17 protein-coding genes and 1 pseudogene are annotated in these 23948 nt (G+C 72.8%); 14 read left to right on the forward strand and 4 right to left on the reverse strand.

Annotated elements, in window-relative coordinates; all coding sequences use genetic code 11:
• The first annotated feature begins 325 nt into the window (after positions 1–325).
• The 6 genes and pseudogenes from leuS (at position 326) to ACZ7GJ_RS08800 (ending at position 9549) form a co-directional block, all read left to right on the forward strand.
• Complete coding sequence (gene leuS / locus ACZ7GJ_RS08775; protein WP_470750442.1) at positions 326–3196, forward strand: leucine--tRNA ligase; 2871 nt, start codon at positions 326–328, stop codon at positions 3194–3196.
• A gap of 143 nt (positions 3197–3339) precedes the next feature.
• A complete protein-coding gene (locus ACZ7GJ_RS08780; RefSeq protein ID WP_470750443.1) occupies positions 3340–4065 on the forward strand; it encodes a hypothetical protein in 726 nt (241 codons plus the stop codon).
• A 112-nt stretch (positions 4066–4177) separates the two neighbouring features.
• A complete protein-coding gene (locus tag ACZ7GJ_RS08785) occupies positions 4178–5023 on the forward strand; it encodes a DegV family protein (protein WP_470750444.1) in 846 nt (281 codons plus the stop codon).
• 401 nt (positions 5024–5424) lie between these two features.
• The gene (locus ACZ7GJ_RS08790) at positions 5425–6159 is read left to right on the forward strand and encodes a ComEA family DNA-binding protein (protein WP_470750445.1); all 735 of its coding nucleotides are present in this window, start codon (positions 5425–5427) and stop codon (positions 6157–6159) included.
• Positions 6156–8531 (forward strand): annotated as a pseudogene (locus ACZ7GJ_RS08795) (ComEC/Rec2 family competence protein); the annotation flags it as partial. The gene ACZ7GJ_RS08790 and the pseudogene ACZ7GJ_RS08795, both read left to right, overlap by 4 nt.
• A 136-nt stretch (positions 8532–8667) precedes the next feature.
• Positions 8668–9549: a YceI family protein gene (locus ACZ7GJ_RS08800; RefSeq protein ID WP_470750446.1), complete on the forward strand. Its 882-nt coding sequence runs from the start codon at positions 8668–8670 to the stop codon at positions 9547–9549.
• 17 nt (positions 9550–9566) lie between these two features.
• Here the strand turns inward: ACZ7GJ_RS08800 and ACZ7GJ_RS08805 are convergent, their stop codons facing one another.
• Positions 9567–9809: a hypothetical protein gene (locus ACZ7GJ_RS08805; RefSeq protein ID WP_470750447.1), complete on the reverse strand. Its 243-nt coding sequence runs from the start codon at positions 9807–9809 to the stop codon at positions 9567–9569.
• A gap of 76 nt (positions 9810–9885) precedes the next feature.
• Here ACZ7GJ_RS08805 and holA point away from each other — a divergent pair, with 76 nt between their 5' ends.
• Positions 9886–10881: a DNA polymerase III subunit delta gene (holA, locus tag ACZ7GJ_RS08810; protein WP_393817484.1), complete on the forward strand. Its 996-nt coding sequence runs from the start codon at positions 9886–9888 to the stop codon at positions 10879–10881.
• 1394 nt (positions 10882–12275) lie between these two features.
• Here the strand turns inward: holA and rpsT are convergent.
• Positions 12276–12542, reverse strand: a complete 267-nt coding sequence (rpsT, locus tag ACZ7GJ_RS08815; protein ID WP_266838956.1) for a 30S ribosomal protein S20 — start codon at positions 12540–12542, stop codon at positions 12276–12278.
• A 196-nt stretch (positions 12543–12738) separates the two neighbouring features.
• Between rpsT and lepA the strand changes: the two genes are divergently transcribed.
• The 3 genes from lepA to hemW all read left to right on the forward strand — a co-directional run bounded on the left by lepA (position 12739) and on the right by hemW (position 18028).
• A complete protein-coding gene (lepA, locus tag ACZ7GJ_RS08820) occupies positions 12739–14604 on the forward strand; it encodes a translation elongation factor 4 (protein WP_470750448.1) in 1866 nt (621 codons plus the stop codon).
• A 234-nt stretch (positions 14605–14838) separates the two neighbouring features.
• Positions 14839–16728: an AMP-dependent synthetase/ligase gene (locus ACZ7GJ_RS08825; RefSeq protein ID WP_365924553.1), complete on the forward strand. Its 1890-nt coding sequence runs from the start codon at positions 14839–14841 to the stop codon at positions 16726–16728.
• Between the two features lie 67 nt (positions 16729–16795).
• Complete coding sequence (gene hemW / locus ACZ7GJ_RS08830) at positions 16796–18028, forward strand: radical SAM family heme chaperone HemW (protein WP_470750449.1); 1233 nt, start codon at positions 16796–16798, stop codon at positions 18026–18028.
• A gap of 28 nt (positions 18029–18056) precedes the next feature.
• Here hemW and ACZ7GJ_RS08835 read toward each other — a convergent pair whose 3' ends face one another.
• Together ACZ7GJ_RS08835 and ACZ7GJ_RS08840 are read right to left on the reverse strand one after the other, a co-directional pair.
• A complete protein-coding gene (locus ACZ7GJ_RS08835; RefSeq protein ID WP_470750450.1) occupies positions 18057–18866 on the reverse strand; it encodes a DUF3097 domain-containing protein in 810 nt (269 codons plus the stop codon).
• Between the two features lie 28 nt (positions 18867–18894).
• Positions 18895–19626, reverse strand: coding sequence for an MBL fold metallo-hydrolase (locus tag ACZ7GJ_RS08840; RefSeq protein ID WP_470750451.1), 732 nt, complete (start codon positions 19624–19626; stop codon positions 18895–18897).
• A 147-nt stretch (positions 19627–19773) separates the two neighbouring features.
• On the opposite strand from ACZ7GJ_RS08840, the gene hrcA reads away from it, so the two are divergent.
• The 4 genes from hrcA (at position 19774) to ACZ7GJ_RS08860 (ending at position 23937) form a co-directional block, all read left to right on the forward strand.
• Positions 19774–20790 carry a heat-inducible transcriptional repressor HrcA gene (hrcA, locus tag ACZ7GJ_RS08845; RefSeq protein WP_393818952.1) on the forward strand — a complete coding sequence of 339 codons (1017 nt, stop codon included), beginning with the start codon at positions 19774–19776 and terminating at the stop codon, positions 20788–20790.
• Positions 20791–21927 carry a molecular chaperone DnaJ gene (dnaJ, locus tag ACZ7GJ_RS08850; RefSeq protein ID WP_470750452.1) on the forward strand — a complete coding sequence of 379 codons (1137 nt, stop codon included), beginning with the start codon at positions 20791–20793 and terminating at the stop codon, positions 21925–21927.
• Positions 21928–22105: 178 nt separating this feature from the next.
• Positions 22106–23197, forward strand: coding sequence for a nitronate monooxygenase (locus ACZ7GJ_RS08855; protein ID WP_470750453.1), 1092 nt, complete (start codon positions 22106–22108; stop codon positions 23195–23197).
• Positions 23194–23937, forward strand: a complete 744-nt coding sequence (locus tag ACZ7GJ_RS08860) for a 16S rRNA (uracil(1498)-N(3))-methyltransferase (RefSeq protein WP_470750454.1) — start codon at positions 23194–23196, stop codon at positions 23935–23937. Before ACZ7GJ_RS08855 ends, ACZ7GJ_RS08860 begins: the two co-directional genes overlap by 4 nt.
• Positions 23938–23948: the final 11 nt, after the last annotated feature.

Here is a 23948-nt window from a genome sequence, read left to right on the forward strand (position 1 = left end):
AAAAAGATGTTTACATTGCAGTGGACGAGATCTCGGAGGAAGAGAAGGGCGGCAAGGCTCGCAGCTCCCTTCACCCAAAAACGAAAACCCCCCCCCCCCCGCCCCGCCCCCCCCGCTTCTCGTTGTGCGGTCGTCCGAGCGGGCGTCACGGGTGCTGCGGTACCCTGACGCCATGCGTGCCGTACGCCTTCTGCTTACCGAGCCGCGCTGATCAGCACCGACCCACGAGACGGTCGGCATCGGCGCGGCGCCCCCTCCTGTGCGAGGGGTTTTTTCGTTTGGGCAGGCAGAGACGGCAGAGACGATCGATGGAGCTTCAGAAATCATGAGCGAGACGAACACCCCGGCCCCCGAGGCGGCCGAGGCGCACCGTTACACGGCTGCCATGGCCGCCGACATCGAGGCACGCTGGCAGGACGTATGGGACGAGCAGGGCACGTACGAGGCCCCGAACCCGTCCGGTGACCTGGCCGGCGACCCCGCGGTGGTCGCACGGCCCAAGAAGTTCATCATGGACATGTTCCCGTACCCCTCCGGTGCGGGCCTGCACGTCGGCCACCCGCTCGGGTACATCGCCACCGACGTCTTCGCCCGCCACCAGCGGATGACCGGCCACAACGTCCTGCACACCCTGGGCTTCGACGCCTTCGGCCTGCCGGCCGAGCAGTACGCCGTGCAGACCGGCACGCACCCGCGCGTGTCGACCGAGGCGAACATCGAGAACATGAAGGTCCAGCTGCGCCGGCTGGGCCTGGGCCACGACAAGCGCCGGTCCTTCGCGACGATCGACCCGGACTACTACAAGTGGACCCAGTGGATCTTCCTGCAGATCTACAACTCCTGGTACGACGCGGACGCCAAGAAGGCCCGGCCGATCGCCGAGCTGATCGCCGCCTTCGAGGACGGCTCCCGTGAGGTGCCCGGGGGCGCTGCCTGGGCGGGTCTGACCGCGGGCGAGCGGGCCGACGTACTGAACGAGTACCGGCTGGCGTACGCCTCCGACGCGCCCGTGAACTGGTGCCCGGGCCTGGGCACCGTCCTGGCCAACGAGGAGGTCACCGCCGACGGTCGCTCCGAGCGCGGCAACTTCCCCGTCTTCAAGTCCCGGCTGAGCCAGTGGAACATGCGGATCACCGCATACGCCGACCGGCTGATCGACGACCTGGACGCGCTGGACTGGCCCGAGGCCATCAAGCTGCAGCAGCGCAACTGGATCGGCCGCAGCGAGGGCGCGCGCGTCGACTTCGCGCTGGGCGACGAGGCGATCACCGTCTTCACCACCCGCCCCGACACCCTGTTCGGCGCCACCTACATGGTGCTGGCGCCCGAGCACCCGCTGGTCGAGAAGTTCATCCCGGCCGCCTGGCCCGAGGGCACCCACGACGTGTGGACCGGCGGGCACGCCACCCCGGCGGAGGCCGTCGCGGCCTACCGCAAGCAGGCCGCCTCGAAGTCCGACGTCGAGCGGCAGGCCGAGGCCAAGGACAAGACCGGTGTCTTCACCGGCGAGTACGCGATCAACCCGGTCAGCGGCGACAAGGTCCCCGTCTTCATCGCCGACTACGTGCTGATGGGCTACGGCACCGGCGCGATCATGGCCGTCCCGGCGCACGACAGCCGCGACTTCGAGTTCGCGCGCGCCTTCGAGCTGCCGATGCGCTGCGTCGTGCAGCCGACCGACGGCCGCGGGACCGACCCCGCCGAGTGGGACGAAGCGTTCGTCTCCCACGACGCCGCGCTGGTCAACTCGGCCGGCGAGGGCATCTCCCTGGACGGCCTGGGCGTCGTCGAGGCCAAGGCCGCGATCACCGACTGGCTGTCCGAGCGCGGCATCGGCGAGGGCACCGTCAACTTCCGCCTGCGCGACTGGCTGTTCAGCCGCCAGCGGTACTGGGGCGAGCCCTTCCCGATCGTCTACGACGAGGACGGCGTCGCGCACTCGCTGCCCGAGTCGATGCTGCCGCTGGAGCTGCCGGAGGTCGAGGACTACTCGCCGCGCACCTTCGAGCCGGACGACGCCGCGTCGCAGCCCGAGACCCCGCTGTCGCGCAACGGCGAGTGGGTGAACGTGGAGCTGGACCTGGGCGACGGCCGGGGTGTGCGCTCCTTCCGCCGCGAGACCAACACCATGCCCAACTGGGCCGGCTCCTGCTGGTACGAGCTGCGCTACCTGGACCCGAACAACTCCTCGGCCCTGGTGGACCCGGAGATCGAGCAGTACTGGATGGGCCCGCGCGAGGGCGCTCCGCACGGCGGCGTCGACCTGTACGTGGGCGGCGCCGAGCACGCGGTGCTGCACCTGCTGTACGCCCGCTTCTGGTCGAAGGTGCTGTTCGACCTGGGCCACGTCTCCTCGGCGGAGCCGTTCCACAAGCTGTTCAACCAGGGCATGATCCAGGCGTACGCCTACACCGACGCGCGCGGTGTCTACGTGCCCGCGGCCGAGGTCGAGGAGCGCGACGGCGGGTACTTCTACCAGGACCAGCCGGTCAAGCGTGAGCACGGCAAGATGGGCAAGTCCCTGAAGAACGCCGTCACGCCGGACGAGATCTGCGAGGAGTACGGCGCGGACACGCTGCGCCTGTACGAGATGGCGATGGGCCCGCTGGACGTCTCGCGTCCGTGGGACACCCGGGCCGTGGTGGGCCAGTACCGGCTGCTGCAGCGCCTGTGGCGCAACATCGTGGACGAGGAGACGGGCGCCGTCACCGTCGTGGACGGCGAGCCGGACGAGGCGACCCTGCGCGCGCTGCACAAGGCGATCGACGGGGCCGGTGCGGACCTGGCGGGGCTGCGGTTCAACACCGCCATCGCGAAGATCACCGAGCTGAACAACGCCCTGACGAAGGCGGGCCGGCCGCTGGAGCGGTCCGTCGCGGAGCGGCTGGTGCTGCTGATCGCGCCGCTGGCCCCGCACATCGCGGAGGAGCTGTGGAGCCGGCTGGGGCACCGCGAGTCGGTCGTCCACCAGGACTTCCCGGTCGCGGACCCGGCGTACGTCGTGGACGAGACCGTGACCTGCGTGGTGCAGATCAAGGGCAAGGTCAAGGCGCGGCTGGAGGTGGCGCCGACGATCTCCGAGGGGGACCTGGAGAAGCTGGCGCTGGGCGACGAGGCGGTCGTGGCGGCGCTGGGTGGTGCGGAGATCCGCAAGGTGATCGTGCGCGCGCCGAAGCTGGTGAACATCGTCGTCTGACGTCGTCGATGTGTAGCCGTTGACGTGTAGGGGACATCCCGTACGGGCAGGTTGGGGGTTCGTTTGGAACCCTTGGCCTGCCCGTGGCGTTTACGGTGGAGGGGACGGACAATGGCTCGCTGGGGACTGGGGAAGGGACACTCATGGAGGCCGCGTTGATCATCTTCGCGCTGATGGTGCTTTTCACCTTCCTGGGCCTGGGCGTGTATGCGACCGTCAAGGTGGTGGGAGCGGCGAAGCGCGGTGTGGACCGGACGATCACCCAGGCCCGCCGCACCGTGGAGGACACCACCCTCAAGGCCAAGAGCTTCGGCCAGGTCGGGGTCACGGCGGCGCTGGCGCAGCTGCGGCTGGACCTGCGGACCTCGATGCGGGCCACGCAGCAGGCGCTGCAGGACGGGGTCCGGACGGACGCCTCGCTCAAGGAGTCGATCGGGCTTTTCGAGCGGTTGAGCGTGCACGGACGCGAGCTGGACGACGAGCTCAAGCGGCTGGAGCAGGAGCCGGACCGCAAGCGGATCGCCGAGAGCCTGGCGGACCTGCGGGAGCGCACCGAGAAGATCACGCAGGCTGCGGACTCGCTGCGCTGGGCCGCGCGCGACCGGGCCCGGCGCTTCGCGCAGGACGACCTGTCGGCGCTGTCGGATCAGATCGAGGTCGAGTCGGGCGCGCTGCGGGACTGGTCCCGCGCATCGGTCGACGACCTCTCGGCGGCCGCCTCGGGCGGCGACTGGGGCGCGACGCCTCCCGCCGGGCCCGGCCGCGGAACACCGCAGCAGCAGCCCGCGGAGCCGGCGGCGCTGCACCAGGCGCCCGCGGCCTCGCCGTACCCGTGGCAGAAGACGGCCCGTCCGGAGACGACGACCTGAGGGCCCGTGGGCGGGGCCGATGAGGTTCCGACGGGCCCGGTGAGGGTCCGGCCGGGGGCTGACAAGGGTCCCGAGCTGCCGGACCACCCCCACTGGCGGTACCCTCCGGCTCATGTCCCGCCATGTCGCGATCGTCACCGATTCCACGGCCTACCTGCCCCAACCGGCCATGACGCGGCACGGAATCACCTCCGTCCCGCTGACCGTGGTGCTCGGTGACGAGGCCCTCGAAGAGGGCACCGAGATCTCGGCCCGCAGCCTCGCCCTGGCCCTGCAGAAGCGCCGTTCGGTCACCACCTCCCGCCCGAGCCCGGAGGAGTTCGTCCGGGCCTACCAGGCGGCCGCCGACGCGGGCGCGACCGGTGTCGTCAGCCTGCACCTGTCCTCCGAGTTCTCCGGTACCTACGACGCCGCCGTGCTTGCCGCGAAGACCGCCCCGATTCCCGTCCGCGTCGTCGACACCGGCATGGTCGCGATGGCCCTCGGCTTCTGCGCCCTGGCCGCGGCCGAGGTGTCCGAGGCCGACGGTTCCATGGACGAGGCGGTGGCCGCCGCGGAGAAGCGGGCGGCGGGCATGTCCGCGTACTTCTACGTCGACACGCTTGAGTACCTGCGCCGCGGCGGTCGCATCGGGGCCGCGCAGGCCCTCCTCGGCTCGGCGCTGGCGGTCAAGCCGCTGCTGACCCTGGAGGGAGGACGGATCGAGATGCTGGAGAAGGTGCGGACCGCCTCCAAGGCCATCGCGCGTCTGGAGGAGCTGGCCGTCGAGCGTGCCGGGTCCGGCGCCGTCGATGTGGCCGTGCACCACCTGGCGGCTCCGGAGCGGGCCGAGAAGCTCGCGCAGCGGCTCCGGGAGCGGATCCCCGGACTGGTCGAGATGCATGTCAGCGAGGTCGGCGCGGTGATCGGTGCGCACACCGGGCCGGGGCTGCTGGCGGCGGTCGTCTCGCCCCGCTGATCACCGGAACGAGTGGCGGGGTTATCCACAACGGGGCGGATGTCCACCGGAATTGAGGGTTCCGAACGGGGTTTCCGGTTCGGTCCTACCGTCGTGGCATGACTCTTCGAACGCGCGCTTCACAGCCCTCCGGCGCCACCAGTGGCCCCGGCCGTCCCCGACTCTCCGACAGCCGTCTGCGCCGCCGCCGTGGCGAGCGCGGTCACCGGCGGCATCCTTCCGAGCAGGCGGCGGTGCGCCGACGGGCGGAAGCGCTGCTCGGCGGCAGCGGTCCGCCGTTGCCGTCTTCTTCGGCTCCTCCGTCGTCTTCGGTTCCGCCACCGCCACCGCCACCGTCTTCGGTTCCACCACCTTCTTCCGCGCCGCCGTGGTCTTCCGGGCTCCTGCCCCCTCCTGCTCCGGTGCTGCCTTCGGGTTCGGGGGAGGAGGCGGCGGCCGACGGGCAGACCTTGACCGGTGGAGCCGCGCGGCGGCTGGCGGTGCGGGAGCGGCTGCCGGTGTGGTTGCAGGCGCGCTGCGGGGTGGAGCCGCGCACGGTGGCCGCCGTCTCCGCGGTGCTGGTCGTGGCGGTGGGCTGCGCCGCGCAACAGTACTGGTCGGCCCGTCCCCAGTCGGTGCCCGCGCCGGCGGTGGTCGTCCCGGCGCCGGTCGCGGCCTCGGTGCCGGCGGCGGCACCAGTAGCCGCGTCGGCCGCCGGTGGCGTACGGATCGTGGTGGACGTCGGCGGCAAGGTGCGTGAGCCGGGGGTGCGGCGGCTGCCCGCCGGTTCGCGGGTGGAGGACGCGCTGAGCGCGGCCGGGGGAGTGCGCCCCGGTACGGACACGACCGGGCTCAACCTGGCCCGGGTGCTGGTGGACGGAGAGCAGGTGCTGGTCGGCGCTCCGGCACCGCCGGCGGGGGGTTCGGCGGGTGGTGTGGTGGGTGGCGCGGGCGGGCAGGGTGCCGGGCCGCTGAGCCTGGGCACGGCCACGGCCGAGCAGTTGGACCGCCTGCCCGGGGTCGGCCCGGTGCTCGCGCAGCACATCGTGGACTTCCGCACCGCCCGTGGCGGGTTCCGCTCCGTGGACGAGCTCCGGCAGGTCAACGGCATCGGTGAGCGACGGTTCGCCGATCTGCGCAAGCTGGTGCGGCCGTGAGCCGGGCCGAGGGTACGCCGCGCCCCGCGGACCTGCGCCTGGTGGCGCCGGCCCTGGCCGCCTGGGCGGCGGCCGCCCTCGCCCTCGATGCGCCCGGCGGCCCCACCGCGGTCGGGGCGGGGCTGGGCGTGGTCAGCGCCGGGCTGCTGGTGCTGGCCGGGCGCAGGCGTCCGGAGCCGCTGCTCGGCGTCGGCACGGCGGTGGCCACCGCCCTGCTGTGTGCGGCCGCCGGGGCCGGGGTGGCGGGACTCCAGCGGGCCGAGGCTCGGGCCGGGCCGGTGCCGGAGCTGGCCCGGGGGCACGCCCGGGTGCTCGTGGAGCTCACCGTCGGCTCCGACCCGCGGGTCGTGCCGGGCGGGAGCGGGCCGCCTGCCGTGGTGCTCGACGCGGTGGTGACCCGGGTGACCGCCCCCGATGGTGCGCGGAGCCGGGTCGAGACTCCGGTGCGGGTGCTCGCGGGGCACCCGGGGTGGGCCCGGCTGCTGCCCTCGACCCGGGTGTCGGTGGTCGGCCGGCTCGCCCCGGCGCGGGGCGGTGAGCGGGCCGTGGCGCTGCTCCGCCCGGCCGGCGACACCCCGCCGCGGGTGACCGGCGGCCCCGACGCCGCGCAGCGCCTGGCCGGGCGGCTGCGGGCCGGGCTGCGCGAGGCCACCGACGGGCTGGCGCCGGATGCCAGGGCCCTGCTGCCCGGGCTGGTCGTCGGGGACACCTCCCGGGTGCAGCCCGATCTGCACGATGCCTTCCGGGCCACCGATCTGCTGCACCTGCTGGCCGTCTCCGGATCCAACCTGACCGTGGTGCTGTTCCTGCTCATCGGGCCCCCGGCCAGCGCACAGCTCGCCGAGCGGCGCGGGCTGGCACCCCGCCTCGGGCTCTCGCTGCGGACGACGGCCGTGTGCGGGGCGGCCCTGACACTGGCCTTCGTGGTGGTGTGCCGGCCCGAGCCGAGCGTGCTGCGGGCAGCGGCCTGCGGGGCGGTCACCCTGCTCGCCATCGCCACCGGGCGGCGCAGATCCCTGGTACCGGCGCTGGCGGCCGCCGTTCTGCTGCTGGTGCTCTACGACCCCTGGCTGGCCCGCAGCTACGGGTTCCTGCTCTCCGTCCTGGCCACCGGAGCCCTGCTCACCATCGGCCCGGTGTGGAGCGAGGCCCTGCGGCGGCGCGGGATGCGGCCCCGGCTCGCCGAGGCGCTGGGGGCCGCCGCGGCCGCCCAGGCGGTGTGTGCGCCGGTGGTCGCGGTGTTGTCGGCCCGGGTGAGCCTGGTGGCGGTGCCGTGCAACCTACTGGCGGAGCTTGCGGCGGGTCCGGCGACGGTGCTCGGCTTCGCCGCGCTGGCGGCGGCCCCGCTGTGGATGCCGGCGGCGGAGCTGCTGGCCTGGTGCGCGGGGGTGCCCGCCGGGTGGATCGCCGCCGTGGCCCGGGCCGGGGCGCGGCTGCCGGGGGCCGAGCTGGCGTGGCCCGGCGGGGTGGGCGGCGGGTTGCTGCTGGGCGCCGCCACCCTGGCCGCGGTGGGCCTCGGCCGCCACTGCGGCCGCAAGCGGTGGCTGTGCTCCGCCCTCGCCGCGCTGCTGCTCCTCGCGGTACTGAGGCCGCCACTGCTCACACGTACGGTCAGGGGCTGGCCGCCGCCCGACTGGAGCTACGTGCAGTGCGCGGTGGGCCAGGGGGACGCCGCCGTACTCGCGGCCGGGCCGGGCGCGGCCGTGGTCGTGGACGCCGGCCCGGAGCCAGGACCGGTCGACGCGTGTCTGCGCACCCTGGGTGTGACTCGAATCCCACTGTTACTGCTGACACATTTTCATGCCGATCACGTGGGCGGCCTGTCGGGCGTACTGCGGGGCCGGTCGGTGGGTGTGATGCAGACCACCGGGCTGGAAGAGCCGCCGGGGCAGGCCGAGTTCGTCCGGCGGACCGCCGCGGCCGCCGGGGTGGCCGTCGTACCCGCGGTGGCGGGGGAGCGGCGCCGGGCCGGGCCGCTGGAGTGGCAGGTGCTGTGGCCGCCACCCGCGGGCCCGCCGCCCGAGGGGGCCAACAACGCGAGCGTGGCCCTGCTGGTGCGCTCCGCGGGCCTGACCCTGCTCCTGCTGGGCGACCTCGAACCACCGGCCCAGCAGGCCCTGCTGAGGGACCATCCGGAACTGGGCCCGGTGGACCTCCTCAAGGTCGCCCACCACGGTTCGGCGCACCAGGACCCCGGTCTGCTGGAGCGGATCCGGCCGCGCCTCGCGATCGTCCCCGTCGGATCGGGAAACCGCTACGGGCACCCGGCACCGGGTACGCTCTCACGGCTGCGGGCCCTTGGGGCGACCGTGTTGCGCACCGACACCGACGGCTCGATCGCCGTCGCGGGAAGCGGCTCGGGGATGCGGGCGTTCCCGGCCGTCCGGCGGCGGACGCGGCGCGGGCATTCCGGACGTGACGGCTCTGTTTGCCCACAACCCGACAGCATGATCGAATGCGTTTTCGCCAGAGCGGTCCAAGTCCACACAGCACGGGGGTGCATCAACCATGTTCGGTCGCAGACGGGGGATGGAGACGGCGGGGAGCTCCAGTCCACACACATCCGCGACGCTGACGCTTCCTCATGCGGCACGCCTGCTCAGCTGCCGGGTTCTCGACACGGTCCACCAGCCGGTGCGGCAGGCCAAGTTCGAGGTGACCGACCCGATCGGCCGACGGATCGTCAGCGGGGAGACCGACCCGTTCGGCGGATTCACGGCGGCCGTGCCGGAGGGGGAGTACCGGCTGACCGTCACCGCCGAGGGGTACGCGCCGTTCCTCGGGGCGACGCTCGTAGGGGACCCGGCGCAGGCCGGAACCGCGGAGATCATCCTCGACGCGGTCGAGCCGCCGCTGCTCCCGCAGCCCGGCCACTGGGAGCTCGACCCGGCGCATTCGTCGATCGGGTTCGCGGCCCGGCACATCGGCTTCGCGCGGATCAACGGCCGGTTCAACACCTTCGCGGGCGCGGTGCGGATAGCCGAGCGCATGGAGGACTCCTCCATGCACGTGATCATCGACGCGGCGAGCATCGACACCGGTCTGTCGATGCGGGACGACCACCTGCGCTCCGGGGACTTCCTGGACGCGGCCCGCTACCCGACGGTGGAGTTCTACAGCGAGCGCTTCATCCACCGCAGCGGCAGCCTGTGGGCCGTCGCGGGAGCCCTCACCCTGCGCGGAGTCAGCCGCTCGGTCACCCTGGACACCCAGTACCTGGGCCTCGGCACGGGCCTGGAGGGCGAACCGCGGGCGGCCTGTCGGGCGACGGCCGAGCTGCACCGCGAGGACTTCGCCCTGAACTGGCAGTCGATGCTGGCGCACGGCGTCGCGGCCATCGGTTCGAGCGTGGAAGTGTCGCTGGACGTCCAGATCGTCCACAAGGCCTGAGGCGCGCCGGGTCGGGCCTACGGCGCTTCGAGCCAGCCGTCGTACTCGGCGGCGAGGTCGTCCAGCGCGGCCGCGTCGAGCCGGTCCTTGGGATCCTCGACGACGACCAGCCACTGGGCGTCCTCGGCGTCGTCCTCGCCGGCCAGGGCGTCGCGGACCAACTGCGGCTCCTCGGGGAGGCCGAAGCGGTCCACGGCCTCCTGTGCCACCTCCTCGGCGGCGTCGCGGTCGGGCAGCACCAGTACATGTCGCACGTTCACCCGACCATTCTCGGGTATCGCTCGGAGGGGGCCGGGGCGCGGGGGACTGTCAGTACGGCGTGGGATGCTGGAGCCGATGGCCACCAGGAAGAATTCCACCGACGATCCGCTCGCTCCGCTCACCCTCGCGGTGGGGCAGGAGGACCTGCTGCTCGACCGTGCCGTACGGGAGGTGGTGGCGGCAGCCCGCGCCGCCGATCCCGATACGGACCTGCGCGACCTCGCCTCCGAGCAGCTCCAGCCCGGCACGTTGGCCGAGCTGACGAGTCCCTCGCTCTTCTCCGAGCGCAAGGTCCTGGTCGTGCGCAATGCGCAGGACCTGTCCGCGGACACGGTCAAGGAGGTCAAGGCGTACATCGCGGCGCCGTTCGAGGAGATCAGCCTCGTCCTCCTCCACGCCGGCGGCGTGAAGGGCAAGGGCCTGCTGGACGCGGCGCGGAAGGCGGGTGCCCGCGAGGTCGCCTGCCCGAAGATGACGAAGCCGGCGGACCGGCTGGCGTTCGTCCGGGGCGAGTTCCGCACGCTGGGCCGGTCGGCGACGCCGGAGGCCTGCCAGACGCTGGTGGACGCGATCGGCAGCGACCTGCGCGAGCTGGCGAGCGCGGCCGCGCAGCTGTGCGCGGACGTCGAGGGCACCATCGACGAGGCCGTGGTGGGCCGCTACTACACCGGCCGGGCCGAGGCCTCCAGCTTCACGGTCGCCGACCGGGCGGTGGAGGGCCGCGCGGCCGAGGCCCTGGAGGCCCTGCGCTGGTCGCTGTCCACCGGGGTGGCGCCGGTCCTGATCACCAGCGCCCTGGCCCAGGCGGTGCGGGCGATCGGCAAGCTGGCCTCCGCCCCCCGCGGGGCCCGCCCCGGCGACCTCGCCCGGGACCTGGGCATGCCGCCGTGGAAGATCGACCGGGTCCGCCAGCAGATGCGCGGCTGGTCGGCGGACGGCGTCGCGGACGCGCTGCGCGCCGTCGCCGCGGCCGACGCGGGCGTCAAGGGCGGCGGCGACGACCCCGAGTACGCCCTGGAGAAGGCCGTAGTGGCGGTAGCCCGCGCGGCCCGCCCCCAGCAGCGCCGCTAGGTCGTGTCGTCAAAGTCCCGTCTGGCCGGCGGGGCCGGCCCCGCCCTTCGGGCGGCCGACGCCACTTTGACGACACTCCCTAGCGCCGTTACCGGCGAGGTCCACCGGGCTGCCAGGCCCGGCACGGCGCCTCGCCGCGTTGTGGGACCGCGCAAGCACGTCCGGTAGGAGCCGCGGCCCTCCGCCGTGCGCTGCACCGCGCCGGCCGCCGCTCCCGGCCGTTGCCTGACGCGGCACTAGCCGTCCCCTGCGGCGCCGGGCACCGCGCCGGCCGCGTTTCTCGGGATGCCCGAGCGCGCCCGCTGCGCGGAGCGGCCCTCCGCCTCGCCGTGCACGGCACCAGACGCGGCGGGCCCGGCCGACGGTGCTCGTGGCCCGGTTCGCGGTCACGGCACGAGGCCTGCGGTGGCGGGCGCCGCGTCGGCCGCGCTGCCGGGGCGCCCGACTGTGCCCGGTGCGGCCTGCCGCCTTGCCCTGCATGGCTCCGGATGCCGCGGTCACGGTACGAGGCCGGCTTTTGCGACGCCTGCGGCGCCGGGCGCCGCGTTGTCGGGATGCCCGAGTGAGCTCAGTGCGCGGAGCGGCCCTCCGCCTCGCCGTGCACGGCACCAGACGCGGCGGGCCCGCCCGACGGGGCTCGTGGCCCGGTTCGCGGTCACGGCACGAGGCCGGCTCCTGACGTGCCTGCGGCGCCGGCCGCTGCGCTGGCTGCGTTGTTGGGACGCCCGAGTGCGCCCGGTGCGCGGGGCTGCCCGCCGTCTCGTCTTGCACGGCTCCAGAGGCCGTGCGCCCGGGCGAAGGGCCTCGTGGCCCGGTTCGCGGTCACGGAGCGAGGCCGGCTCTTGCGGATTCTGCCGTGCCTGTGGCGCCGGGCGCCGCGTCGGCTGCGCTGCCGGGGCGCCCGAGTGTGCCCGGCGCGGCCTGCCGCCTCGCTTTGCACGGAACCAGATGCCGCGGGCCCGGCCGACTCGTGGTCACGGCCGGCTCCCACGGACCCTGCCGGGCCCGCGGTGCCGGCGTCGCGGGCCGGCGAGGGGCCGCTGGCGGGGCTCTGGGCAGGGCCCCGCCAGCGGGTCCCCTCGGCGGCCCGGGCTCTCGGCGGGGCCTCGTCGGCAGGTCCCGTGGCCCGGGCCTGCGGCGGGGTCCCGCGGCCGGGGTACCCGGCGGGGTCCCGCGGGCGGGGCGGCTGTGCGCCGCGGGCGCTCCTGGTGGCGCCTGGTGGGAATGCGCGAAGGCCCCGGTCGCCGCCCTGGGGAAGGGTGGGGGCCGGGGCCTTCGGTTACTTCTGGTTGCGCCGCACCCGCGTGGCGAACGCTTCGTGTGCGGAGCGGGGTGCCGGTCAGGAGCGGGAGAGAGGGCCCACTGGGTCCCTTCCGGCGATCACATCAGGGAGCTCAGCCCTGGAGGGTGGCAACCTTGGTGGCCAGCGCCGACTTCTTGTTGGCGGCGGCGTTCTTGTGGATGACACCCTTCGAGACAGCCTTGTCGAGCGCACGCGCGGCGGCGCGGGAAGCCACGGTGGCCTTCTCGACGTCACCGGCGAGGACAGCCTCACGGGCCTTGCGGATCGCGGTCTTGAGCGAAGACTTGACGGCCTTGTTGCGCAGGCGCGCCTTCTCGTTCGTCTTGTTCCGCTTGATCTGGGACTTGATGTTCGCCACGAAAGAGCCTTTTCAGGTTCAGAGGTTGATCTTCGGATTGTGCCCCGGAAGCTAGAGGGCATACGAGGCACAGCTGCTCAGGCTACCAGGCGCGCTCCGACCGGCCCAAACCGACCTCACTGCCCCGTCCATGGGACGATGGGAGTGCTCAGACTCCGTTCCGAGCTCCGACTGCGACCGAGAATCAGGACACTGCGTGCCCGCGATCCCCAGCCACGTGCCCGAGCCGAGCCGTACCGACCCGGCGCTGATCCGCAATTTCTGCATCATCGCGCACATCGACCACGGCAAGTCGACCCTTGCCGACCGGATGCTCCAGCTCACCGGTGTGGTCGACCAGCGGCAGATGCGTGCCCAGTACCTCGACCGCATGGACATCGAGCGTGAGCGCGGCATCACGATCAAGTCCCAGGCCGTCCGACTGCCATGGTCGCCGACCGCGGGCGAGGGCCAGGGCAAGACCCACATCCTCAACATGATCGACACCCCTGGGCACGTCGACTTCACCTACGAGGTCTCGCGCTCCCTCGCCGCGTGCGAGGGCACCGTCCTCCTGGTGGACGCCGCCCAGGGCATCGAGGCGCAGACCCTCGCCAACCTGTACCTGGCGATGGAGAACGACCTCGCGATCGTCCCGGTCCTGAACAAGATCGACCTGCCGGCCGCCCAGCCGGAGAAGTTCGCCGAGGAGCTGGCGAACCTGGTCGGCTGCCAGCCCGAGGACGTCCTGCGCGTCTCGGCGAAGACCGGTCTCGGCGTGGACGCGCTGCTCGACAAGGTCGTCGCCACCGTTCCGGCCCCGGTCGGCGTCAAGGACGCCCCCGCCCGCGCGATGATCTTCGACTCGGTCTACGACTCGTACCGCGGCGTCGTGACGTACGTCCGTGTGGTCGACGGCCAGCTCAACAAGCGCGAGCGCATCCGGATGATGTCCACCGGCGCCACCCACGAGCTGCTGGAGATCGGTGTCTCCTCCCCGGAGATGACCCCCTCCGACGGCATCGGCGTCGGCGAGGTGGGCTACATCATCACCGGCGTGAAGGACGTCCGGCAGTCCAAGGTCGGTGACACCATCACCAGCCTGCACAACGGCGCGACCGAGGCCCTCGGCGGCTACAAGGACCCGAGGCCGATGGTCTTCTCGGGCCTGTACCCGCTCGACGGCTCGGACTACCCCGACCTGCGCGAGGCCCTGGACAAGCTCCAGCTCAACGACGCCGCGCTCGTCTACGAGCCGGAGACCTCCGCGGCGCTCGGCTTCGGCTTCCGCGTCGGCTTCCTCGGCCTGCTCCACCTGGACGTGGTCCGCGAGCGCCTGGAGCGCGAGTTCGGGCTCGACCTGATCGCCACCGCGCCGAACGTGGTCTACCGCGTCGTCCTGGAGGACGGCAAGGAAGTCACGGTCACCAACCCGAGCGAGTTCCCCGAGGGCAAGATCTCGGACGTGTTCGAGCCGGTCGTACGGGCCACCGTGCTCGCCCCGACCGAGTTCATCGGCGCGATCATGGAGCTCTGCCAGCAGCGCCGCGGCACCCTGCTGGGCATGGACTACCTCTCCGAGGACCGGGTCGAGATCCGCTACACCCTGCCCCTCGCGGAGATCGTCTTCGACTTCTTCGACCAGCTGAAGTCCAAGACGCGCGGCTACGCCTCGCTCGACTACGAGCCCACCGGCGAGCAGTCCGCGAGCCTGGTCAAGGTCGACATCCTGCTGCACGGCGACAAGGTCGACGCCTTCTCCGCCGTCACGCACAAGGACGCCGCCTACGCCTACGGCGTGCGCCTGGTCGCCAAGCTCCGCGAGCTCATCCCGCGGCAGGCCTTCGAGGTGCCGATCCAGGCCGCGATCGGCTCGCGCGTCATCGCCCGCGAGACCATCCGCGCCATCCGCAAGGACGTCCTCGCCAAGTGCTACGGCGGTGACATCTCCCGTAAGCGGAAGCTGCTGGAGAAGCAGAAGGAAGGCAAGAAGCGGATGAAGATGGTCGGCTCCGTGGAGGTCCCGCAGGAGGCCTTCATCGCCGTCCTGTCCAGCGACGACTCCGGCGGCAAGAAGAAGTAGGCCCACCCGGCCCGCTGCGTACGAACAAGCCCCCGCGCTCCGGCGCGGGGGCTTGTTTCGTTATGAATCGGCCGCACGTGGGCCCTTACGCACCAGGCGGAGGGCCCCTAGTCTGATCACTGCTCGTTGGTTACTCGCCAGTTACAAGCCCTGACTCAGCCACCCTGACTCAGCCACCCCAGCCAGTCAGCCCCCTGCATTGACAGGCCCTGCCGCGTGGTCCGGAGGACGTCCGTGAGCGACACACAGACCTTGATCGAGAACCGCCCGCCCACTGTGGCGACCCTCTTCCTGGAGCGTGTCGCCGCCACGCCCAACGGCGAGGCCTACCGCTTCCCGGTACCCGCCGCCGGCGGCCAGGGCCCCGACGACTGGAAGTCGCTCAGCTGGGGACAGGCCGCCGAGCGCGTCTTCGCCGCCGCGGCCGGACTGATCGACCTCGGCCTGCGCCCCGAGGAGCGGGTCGCACTCGCCTCCAACACCCGGGTCGAGTGGATCCTCGCCGACCTCGGCGTGATGTGCGCGGGCGGCGCCGTCACCACGATCTACCCGAGCACCAACGCCGAGGAGTCGGCGTTCATCCTCGCGGACTCCGAGAGCCGGGTGCTCATCGCCGAGGACGGCGCCCAGCTGGCGAAGGCCCGCGAGCGCCGGGCCGAGCTGCCGAACCTCGCCCACGTGGTCGTGGTGGAGGCCGCCGACGCGGTCGCCGCCGAGGGCGACCCGGAGGGCTGGGTGCTCTCGCTCGCCGACCTGGAGGCGCGCGGCAAGGAGTACCTCGCCAAGCACCCCGAGGCGGTCAAGGAGCGGATCGCGGCCATCACCGCCGACCAGCTCGCCACCCTCATCTACACCTCCGGCACCACGGGCCGTCCCAAGGGCGTCCGCCTCCCGCACGACAACTGGTCGTACATGGCCAAGGCCACCGTGGCCACCGGCCTGATCACCAAGGACGACGTCCAGTACCTGTGGCTGCCGCTGGCCCACGTCTTCGGCAAGGTGCTGACCTCCGGGCAGATCGAGGTCGGGCACGTCACGGCCGTCGACGGCCGGATCGACAAGATCATCGAGAACCTGCCGGTCGTCCAGCCGACGTACATGGCGGCCGTTCCGCGCATCTTCGAGAAGGTCTACAACGGAGTCGCGGCCAAGGCCCGGGCCGGCGGCGGCGCCAAGTACAAGATCTTCCAGTGGTCGGTCGGCGTCGCCCGCGAGTACGCCAAGGTCACCCAGGACAACTTCCGCCGCACCGGCCGGGCGACCGCGCCCTTCGGCCTCGCCACCAAGCACAAGATCGCCGACACGCTGGTCTACTCCAAGCTCCGCGAGGCCTTCGGCGGCAACCTGCGCGCCGCCGTATCCGGCGCCTCCGCCCTGGCGCCCGAGATCGGCTACTTCTTCTCCGGAGCCGGCATCCACATCCTGGAGGGCTACGGCCTGACGGAGTCCAGCGCGGCCTCCTTCGTCAACCCGGGCGAGGCCTACCGCACCGGCACCGTCGGCAAGCCGCTCCCCGGCACCGAGGTCCGCATCGCCGACGACGGCGAGGTCCTGCTGCGCGGCCCCGGCATCATGCAGGGCTACCACCAGCAGCCGGAGAAGACCGCCGAGGTCCTGGAGTCCGACGGCTGGCTGCACACCGGTGACATCGGCGAGCTGTCGCCCGACGGCTACCTGCGGATCACCGACCGCAAGAAGGACCTGATCAAGACCTCGAACGGCAAGTACGTCGCCCCGGCGGAGATCGAGGGCCAGTTCAAGGCGATCTGCCCGTACGTGTCGACCATCGTCGTGCACGGCGCCGACCGGAACTTCTGCTCGGCCCTGATCGCCCTCGACGAGCCGTCCATCCTCACCTGGGCCGCCGAGGTCGGGCTGGAGGGCAAGACGTACGCCCAGGTGCTGGCCGCGCCGGAGACCAACCGCATGATCGAGACGTACGTCCAGACCCTGAACGAGGGCCTGCAGAAGTGGCAGACGGTCAAGAAGTTCCGGCTGCTCCCGCGCGACCTCGACGTCGAGCACGGGGACCTCACCCCGAGCCTGAAGCTGAAGCGCCCGGTCGTCGAGCGTGAGTTCAAGCACCTCATCGAGGAGATGTACGAGGGCTCGCGGGAGGCCTAGGGGCTGTCTGGCCCGGGGCCAGGCCAGGGGCGTAAACGACCATGGGGCAGTGCGGGACAATGGGCGCATGCCTTCCGCACTGCCCGACGGTGAACCCATGCCCGAAGACGGCTCGCTGCCGTCGCATGCCCTGGCGGGAGCCGGGGAGCGGCCGCTCGGCTTCTACCTGCACGTCCCGTACTGCGCCACGCGCTGCGGGTACTGCGACTTCAACACCTACACGGCGACCGAGCTGCGCGGCACGGGCGGCGTGCTCGCCTCGCGGGAGAACTACGCCGACACCCTGATCGACGAGGTCCGCCTGGCCCGCAAGGTGCTCGGCGACGACCCGAGGGCCGTACGGACGGTCTTCGTGGGCGGCGGTACGCCGACGCTGCTGCCGGCCGCGGACCTCGTACGCATGCTCGCGGCCATCCGGGACGAGTTCGGTCTCGCGGAGGACGCCGAGGTCACCACCGAGGCCAACCCGGAGTCCGTGAACCCGCAGTACCTCGCCGAGCTGCGGGCCGGCGGCTTCAACCGGATCTCCTTCGGCATGCAGAGCGCGAAGCAGCACGTCCTGAAGGTGCTGGACCGCACGCACACGCCCGGGCGGCCCGAGGCGTGCGTCGCGGAGGCCCGGGCGGCGGGCTTCGAGCACGTGAACCTGGACCTGATCTACGGGACGCCGGGGGAGTCGGACGAGGACTGGCGCGCGTCGCTGTCCGCCGCGCTGGGCGCGGGGCCCGACCACATCAGCGCCTACGCCCTGATCGTCGAGGAGGGCACCCAGCTGGCCCGGCGGATCCGCCGCGGCGAGGTCCCGATGACGGACGACGACGTGCACGCGGACCGGTACCTGATCGCGGACTCGGTGATGGCCGAGGCCGGGTACTCCTGGTACGAGGTGTCGAACTGGGCCGTGAACGAGGCCGGGCGCTGCCTGCACAACGAGCTGTACTGGCGCGGCGCCGACTGGTGGGGCGCCGGCCCGGGGGCGCACTCGCACGTCGGCGGGGTGCGCTGGTGGAACGTGAAGCACCCCGGCGCGTACGCCGCCGCGCTCGCGGAGGGGCGGTCCCCCGGCGCCGGGCGGGAGCTCCTGTCGCAGGAGGACCGGCGCGTGGAGCGGATCCTGCTGGAGCTGCGGCTGGTGGACGGCGTACCGCTGTCCCTGCTGGCCCCGGCCGGCCTGGCGGCGTCCCGCCGGGCCCTGGCGGACGGCCTGCTGGAGGCGGGCCCGTACGAGGCGGGACGCGCCGTGCTGACCCTGCGCGGGCGCCTGCTGGCCGACGCGGTGGTCCGGGACCTGGTGGACTGATCCCCCGCCCCGGGGTGCGGGGCCGCGGTCAGGCGGGGCCGTCGACCGTGACGAAGTCGATCAGCTCCTCCACGCGGCCCAGGAGGGTCGGTTCCAGGTCCTTGTAGGACGTCACGCGGGACAGGATGTGCTGCCACGCGGCGCCCGTGTTCTCCGGCCAGCCCAGGGCGCGGCAGATGCCCGTCTTCCAGTCCTGGCCGCGGGGGACCACCGGCCAGGCCCCGATGCCCAGCGCGGACGGCTTCACCGCCTGCCAGACGTCCACGTACGGGTGGCCCGCCACCAGCACGTGCGGCGAGGTCACCGAGGCCGCGATGCGCGATTCCTTCGAGCCCGGCACCAGGTGGTCCACCAGGATGCCCAGCCGGGCGTCCGCGGCCGGGGCGAAGTCGGCCACGATGGCCGGGAGGTCGTCGATGCCCTCCAGGTACTCCACCACCACGCCCTCGATCCGCAGGTCGTCGCCCCAGACCCGCTCCACCAGCTCGGCGTCGTGGCGGCCCTCGACGTAGATCCGGCCCGCCCTCGCCACCCGGGCCCGCGCCCCCGGGACGGCGATCGACCCCGAGGCCGTGCGGGCCGGGGCGGCCGGGCCCCGCGGCGGGCGCGTCAGCGTCACCACCGCGCCGTCCAGCAGGAAGCCCCGCGGCTCCAGCGGGAACACCCGCCGCTTGCCGAAGCGGTCCTCCAGGGTCACCGTGCCGGCCTCGCACGCCACCACCGCGCCGCAGAAGTCCGTACCCGCCACCTCGACCACCAGGTCGGGCTCGGCGGCCACCTCGGGCACGGCCTTGGGGCGCTTCCACTGCGGGGTCAGGTCGGGGGAGTACTCGCGCATCCGGCCGAGGGTAGGAGAGGCGCCGCGCTCACGCCTCCGACACGCCGAACCGCTGTGCCAGTGTGTCGCGTTGCGCACGGACAAAAGCCGCGGTGACCACCGCTCCGTGACCCGGCACGTACAGCGCGTCGTCCCCGCCCAGCGACAGCAGCCGGTCCAGGGCCGCGGGCCACTGCCCGGGCACCGCGTCGGGGCCCGCCGAGGGCTCGCCCGACTCCTCCGCCAGGTCCCCGCAGAACACCACCTCCCGGGAGCCCGGGACGAACACCGCGAGATCGTGGCGGGTGTGGCCGGGGCCCACGTTCGCGAGCAGCACCTGCACCCCGCCGAGCTCCAGCGTCCACTCGCCCGAGACCAGGTGCCCCGGGGCCACCAGCAGGTCCGCGGCCTCGGCGGCCAGGTCCGGCGCCAGCCCGTGGCGTACCGCGTCCGCCCGCAGCTCGTCGCGGCCGTGGCCGCTCGACAGCAGGGCGTCCAGGCCGACCGGCCCGTAGAACTCGGCCCCCGCGAAGGCGGCCCCGCCCATCACGTGGTCGAAATGTCCGTGGGTGAATGCGATATGGGTCACGCGCCGACCGGTCAGCAGCTCCGCCTCGGCCCGCACCTGCGAGCCCTCCCGCACGGACGATCCGGGGTCGATCAGGAGTACCGACTCGTCCCCCACCACCAGCCCCACCGTGCAGTCCCACACCGGGAGACGGCGCCGTCCGGCCCGTCCGGTCAGCCGTTCCCAGCCCGCCTCTTCCCAATGCACGTCCATGCCGCGACGCTACCGTGACGGGCCACCCTTGCCAGGGTCTGACTACCCGGCCGTACACTGAGCGGGGGATCTCTGGCACTCGAACGCCCAGAGTGCCAACGACCGAGCTTCACACGGCAACGGACCACAGCTGGAGGTGTGCGCGCGATGCTCAGCGAACGCAGACTCGAAGTGCTGCGCGCCATCGTCCAGGACTACGTCGGGACGGAGGAGCCGGTCGGCTCCAAAGCGCTCACCGAGCGCCACCGGCTCGGCGTGTCGCCCGCGACCGTGCGCAACGACATGGCCGTGCTGGAGGAGGAGGGCTACATCGCCCAGCCCCACACCAGCGCCGGCCGGATCCCCACCGACAAGGGCTACCGGCTCTTCGTCGACAAGCTGGCGGGCGTCAAGCCCCTGTCGTCGCCCGAGCGCCGCGCCATCCAGAACTTCCTCGACGGCGCGGTCGACCTCGACGACGTGGTCGGCCGCACCGTACGGCTGCTCGCGCAGCTGACCCGGCAGGTCGCCGTCGTCCAGTACCCGAGCCTGACCCGCTCCACGGTCCGGCACGTCGAGCTGCTCTCGCTCGCACCCGCGCGCCTGATGCTCGTGCTGATCACGGACACCGGCCGGGTCGAGCAGCGGCTGGTCGACTGCCAGACCCCCTTCGGCGAGCAGTCGCTCGCCGATCTGCGGGCGCGGCTCAACAGCCGGGTCGTCGGCCGCCGGTTCACGGACGTGCCGCCGCTGGTGCAGGACCTCCCGGAGTCGTTCGAGGCGGAGGACAGGGCGACGGTCAAGGCCGTCCTCGCCACCCTCCTCGAAACGCTCGTGGAGGAAGCCGAAGAACGGCTGATGATCGGTGGAACCGCCAATCTCACCCGCTTCGGACACGATTTTCCCCTGACGATCAGGCCGGTGCTCGAAGCGCTGGAGGAGCAGGTCGTGCTCCTCAAGCTGCTGGGCGAGGCCAATGAGTCGGGAATGGCCGTACGGATCGGGCATGAGAATGCCTACGAGGGACTGAACTCCACGTCGGTCGTCTCGGTCGGCTACGGTTCGGGCGGCGAAGCAGTCGCCAAACTCGGCGTGGTCGGACCGACCCGCATGGACTACCCCGGAACGATGGGAGCGGTACGCGCAGTGGCACGTTACGTCGGACAGATCCTGGCGGAGTCGTAAGTGGCCACGGACTACTACGCCGTACTCGGCGTGCGCCGCGACGCATCGCAGGACGAGATCAAGAAGGCCTTCCGCCGCCTCGCGCGTGAACTCCACCCGGATGTGAATCCGGACCCGAAGACGCAGGAGCGCTTCAAGGAGATCAACGCGGCCTACGAGGTGCTCTCGGACCCGCAGAAGAAGCAGGTCTACGACCTCGGCGGCGACCCGCTGTCCTCCTCGGGCGGCGGCGGCGCGGGCGGCTTCGGAGCGGGTGGCTTCGGCAACTTCTCCGACATCATGGACGCCTTCTTCGGCCAGGCCTCGCAGCGCGGACCGCGCTCGCGCACCCGCCGCGGCCAGGACGCCATGATCCGCCTCGACCTGGAACTGGACGAGGCCGCCTTCGGCACCACCAAGGACATCCAGGTCGACACGGCCGTCGTCTGCACCACCTGCTCCGGCGAGGGTGCCGCCCCCGGCACCTCGGCGCAGACGTGTGACATGTGCCGCGGCCGCGGTGAGGTCTCGCAGGTCACCCGGTCCTTCCTGGGCCAGGTCATGACCTCGCGCCCCTGCCCCCAGTGCCAGGGCTTCGGCACCGTCGTCCCCACCCCGTGCCCCGAGTGCGCGGGCGACGGCCGGGTCCGCTCCCGCCGCAGCCTGACGGTCAAGATCCCCGCGGGCGTCGAGAACGGCACCCGCATCCAGCTCGCGGGCGAGGGCGAGGTCGGCCCCGGCGGCGGCCCCGCCGGCGACCTGTACGTCGAGATCCACGAGCTGCCGCACCCGACCTTCCAGCGGCGCGGGGACGACCTGCACTGCACCGTCACCATCCCCATGACGGCCGCGGCCCTGGGCACCAAGTGTCCGCTGGAGACGCTGGACGGCCTGGAGGAGATCGACATCCGGCCCGGGACCCAGTCCGGGCAGGCGATCCCGCTGCACGGGCGCGGTGTCACGCACCTGCGCGGCGGCGGCCGGGGCGACCTCATCGTCCACGTCGAGGTCACCACCCCCGGAAAGCTGGACCCCCAGCAGGAGGACCTGCTGCGCCAGCTCGCGAAGCTGCGCGGCGAGGAGCGGCCGACGGGCCAGTTCGCGCCCGGCCAGCAGGGTCTGTTCAGCCGTCTGAAGGACGCGTTCAACGGCCGCTGACCGGCCCGCGAGAACACGTACGAGCCCGGTCCGGGGATCCCCCCGGACCGGGCTTCGTGCTTCCTCCGTGCCTCCACGGGGCTCCCCTCGGGCTTCCCTCAAGACCGGAGGTAAGCGGACTATGCCAGGCGAATGCCGTGATTCGGTCCCGTGAGCGGGACATGGCACGATGCAGACCATGTCCTCCGCACCGAACGGTCTCTCCCCGTATCCGATCGTGCAGGCTCCCATGGCAGGCGGCGCCTCCTGCCCTCCGCTCGCCGCCGCCGTGTGCGAGGCGGGCGGGCTGGGCTTCCTCGCCGGCGGCTACAAGACCGCCGACGGCATGTACCAGGAGATCAAACAGCTGCGCGCGCTCACCCGGCGCCCGTTCGGCGTCAACCTCTTCATGCCGCAGACCGGTTACGTCGACCCGGCCGCCGTGGAGGCGTACCGCGGGCAGCTCGCCGGAGAGGCCAGCTGGTACTCGATCTCCCTCGCCGAGGAGGAGATCCTCGGCACCAGCGACGATGGATACGACGCCAAACTCGCCATCCTCATCGAGGACCCCGTCCCGGTGGTCTCCTTCACCTTCGGCTGCCCCCCGCCCGCAGCCTTCGACTGCCTGCGCAAGGTCGGTACGTACACGGTCGTCACCGTGACCTCGGTCGAGGAGGCCCGCGCCGCACAGGCGGCGGGCGCCGACGCGCTCTGCGTCCAGGGCACCGAGGCCGGCGGCCACCAGGGGACCCACCGCGACGACCCCCAGGCCGACGGCACGGCGAGCGTCGGCCTGCTCGCGCTGGTGGCCCAGGTACGGGAAGCCGTGGGCCTCCCGCTCATCGCCGCCGGCGGACTGATGCGCGGCTCGCAGATCGCCGCGCTGCTCGCGGCGGGCGCCGAGGCGGCGCAGCTCGGCACGGCGTTCCTGGCGTGCCCGGAGTCCGGTGCGGACCCGCTGCACAAGAAGGCGCTGACCGACCCGCTGTTCGTCCGCACCGAGCTGACCCGGGCCTTCTCCGGACGGCCGGCCCGCGGGCTCGTGAACCGGTTCATGCGCGAGCACGGGCCCTACGCCCCGGCCGCGTACCCGCAGATCCACCACCTGACCTCGCCGCTGCGCAAGGCCGCCGCGGCGGCCGGGGACCCGCAGGGCATGGCCCTGTGGGCGGGTCAGGGCCACCGGCTGGCGCGGGCGCTGCCCGCGGGGGAGCTGGTGGAGGTCCTGGCGGCGGAAGTCGCGCAGGCCGAGAGTGCGTTGAAGGCAAGGCAGATGAGGAGTGCGTCATGACCGCCCCCGTGTTCGTGGTCGAAGAGGTCCCCGGGGGACCGGAGTTCGTCCTGGACGGTCCCGAAGGCCGGCACGCGGTGTCCGTGAAGCGGCTGAACCCCGGTGAGGAAGTGGTCCTCGCGGACGGCCGCGGCCGGTGGGCCGAGGCCGTGGTGAAGGCGGCGGAGGGCAAGGACCGGCTGGTCGTGTCGGTGTCCGGGGTCTTCGAGGAGGCGGAGCCGGCCGTCCGGATCACCGTCGTCCAGGCCCTCCCCAAGGGGGACCGCGGGGAGGTCGCCGTCGAGACGATGACCGAGACCGGCGTGGACGCGATCGTCCCCTGGCAGGCCTCGCGCTGCATCACCCAGTGGCGCGGCGACCGGGGCGCCAAGTCCCTGGCCAAGTGGCGGGCCACGGCCCGGGAGGCGGGCAAGCAGTCCCGCCGGGTGCGCTTCCCGGAGGTGGCCGAGGCGCTGTCCACGAAGCAGGTGGCGGCGCTGCTCGCGGAGGCCGACCTGGCGGTGGTGCTGCACGAGGACCGCGACGCCCCCTCGGGCGCCCTGGCCACGGCGGAACTGCCCGCCACGGGCTCCATCGTGCTGGTCGTGGGCCCCGAGGGCGGGGTCTCCCCGGACGAGCTCGCGGCCTTCGCGGCGGCCGGGGCGCATCCGTACCGCCTGGGCCGCTCGGTCCTGCGCACCTCCACGGCCGGGACGGCGGCGGCGGCGGTCCTGCTGGCGCGGACGGGGCGCTGGTCCTGACGGGCGGCCGG

This window comes from Streptomyces sp. NPDC037242, from assembly GCF_055604165.1.

Coding starts and splice junctions, on each gene's coding strand:
- leuS (WP_470750442.1), top strand. CDS start 326: ATGAGCGAGACGAACACCCCGGCCCCCGAGGCGGCCGAGGCGCACCGT.
- ACZ7GJ_RS08780 (WP_470750443.1), top strand. CDS start 3,340: ATGGAGGCCGCGTTGATCATCTTCGCGCTGATGGTGCTTTTCACCTTC.
- ACZ7GJ_RS08785 (WP_470750444.1), top strand. CDS start 4,178: ATGTCCCGCCATGTCGCGATCGTCACCGATTCCACGGCCTACCTGCCC.
- ACZ7GJ_RS08800 (WP_470750446.1), top strand. CDS start 8,668: ATGTTCGGTCGCAGACGGGGGATGGAGACGGCGGGGAGCTCCAGTCCA.
- holA (WP_393817484.1), top strand. CDS start 9,886: ATGGCCACCAGGAAGAATTCCACCGACGATCCGCTCGCTCCGCTCACC.
- hemW (WP_470750449.1), top strand. CDS start 16,796: ATGCCTTCCGCACTGCCCGACGGTGAACCCATGCCCGAAGACGGCTCG.
- ACZ7GJ_RS08835 (WP_470750450.1), bottom strand. CDS start 18,866: ATGCGCGAGTACTCCCCCGACCTGACCCCGCAGTGGAAGCGCCCCAAG.
- ACZ7GJ_RS08840 (WP_470750451.1), bottom strand. CDS start 19,626: ATGGACGTGCATTGGGAAGAGGCGGGCTGGGAACGGCTGACCGGACGG.
- hrcA (WP_393818952.1), top strand. CDS start 19,774: ATGCTCAGCGAACGCAGACTCGAAGTGCTGCGCGCCATCGTCCAGGAC.
- ACZ7GJ_RS08855 (WP_470750453.1), top strand. CDS start 22,106: ATGTCCTCCGCACCGAACGGTCTCTCCCCGTATCCGATCGTGCAGGCT.
- ACZ7GJ_RS08860 (WP_470750454.1), top strand. CDS start 23,194: ATGACCGCCCCCGTGTTCGTGGTCGAAGAGGTCCCCGGGGGACCGGAG.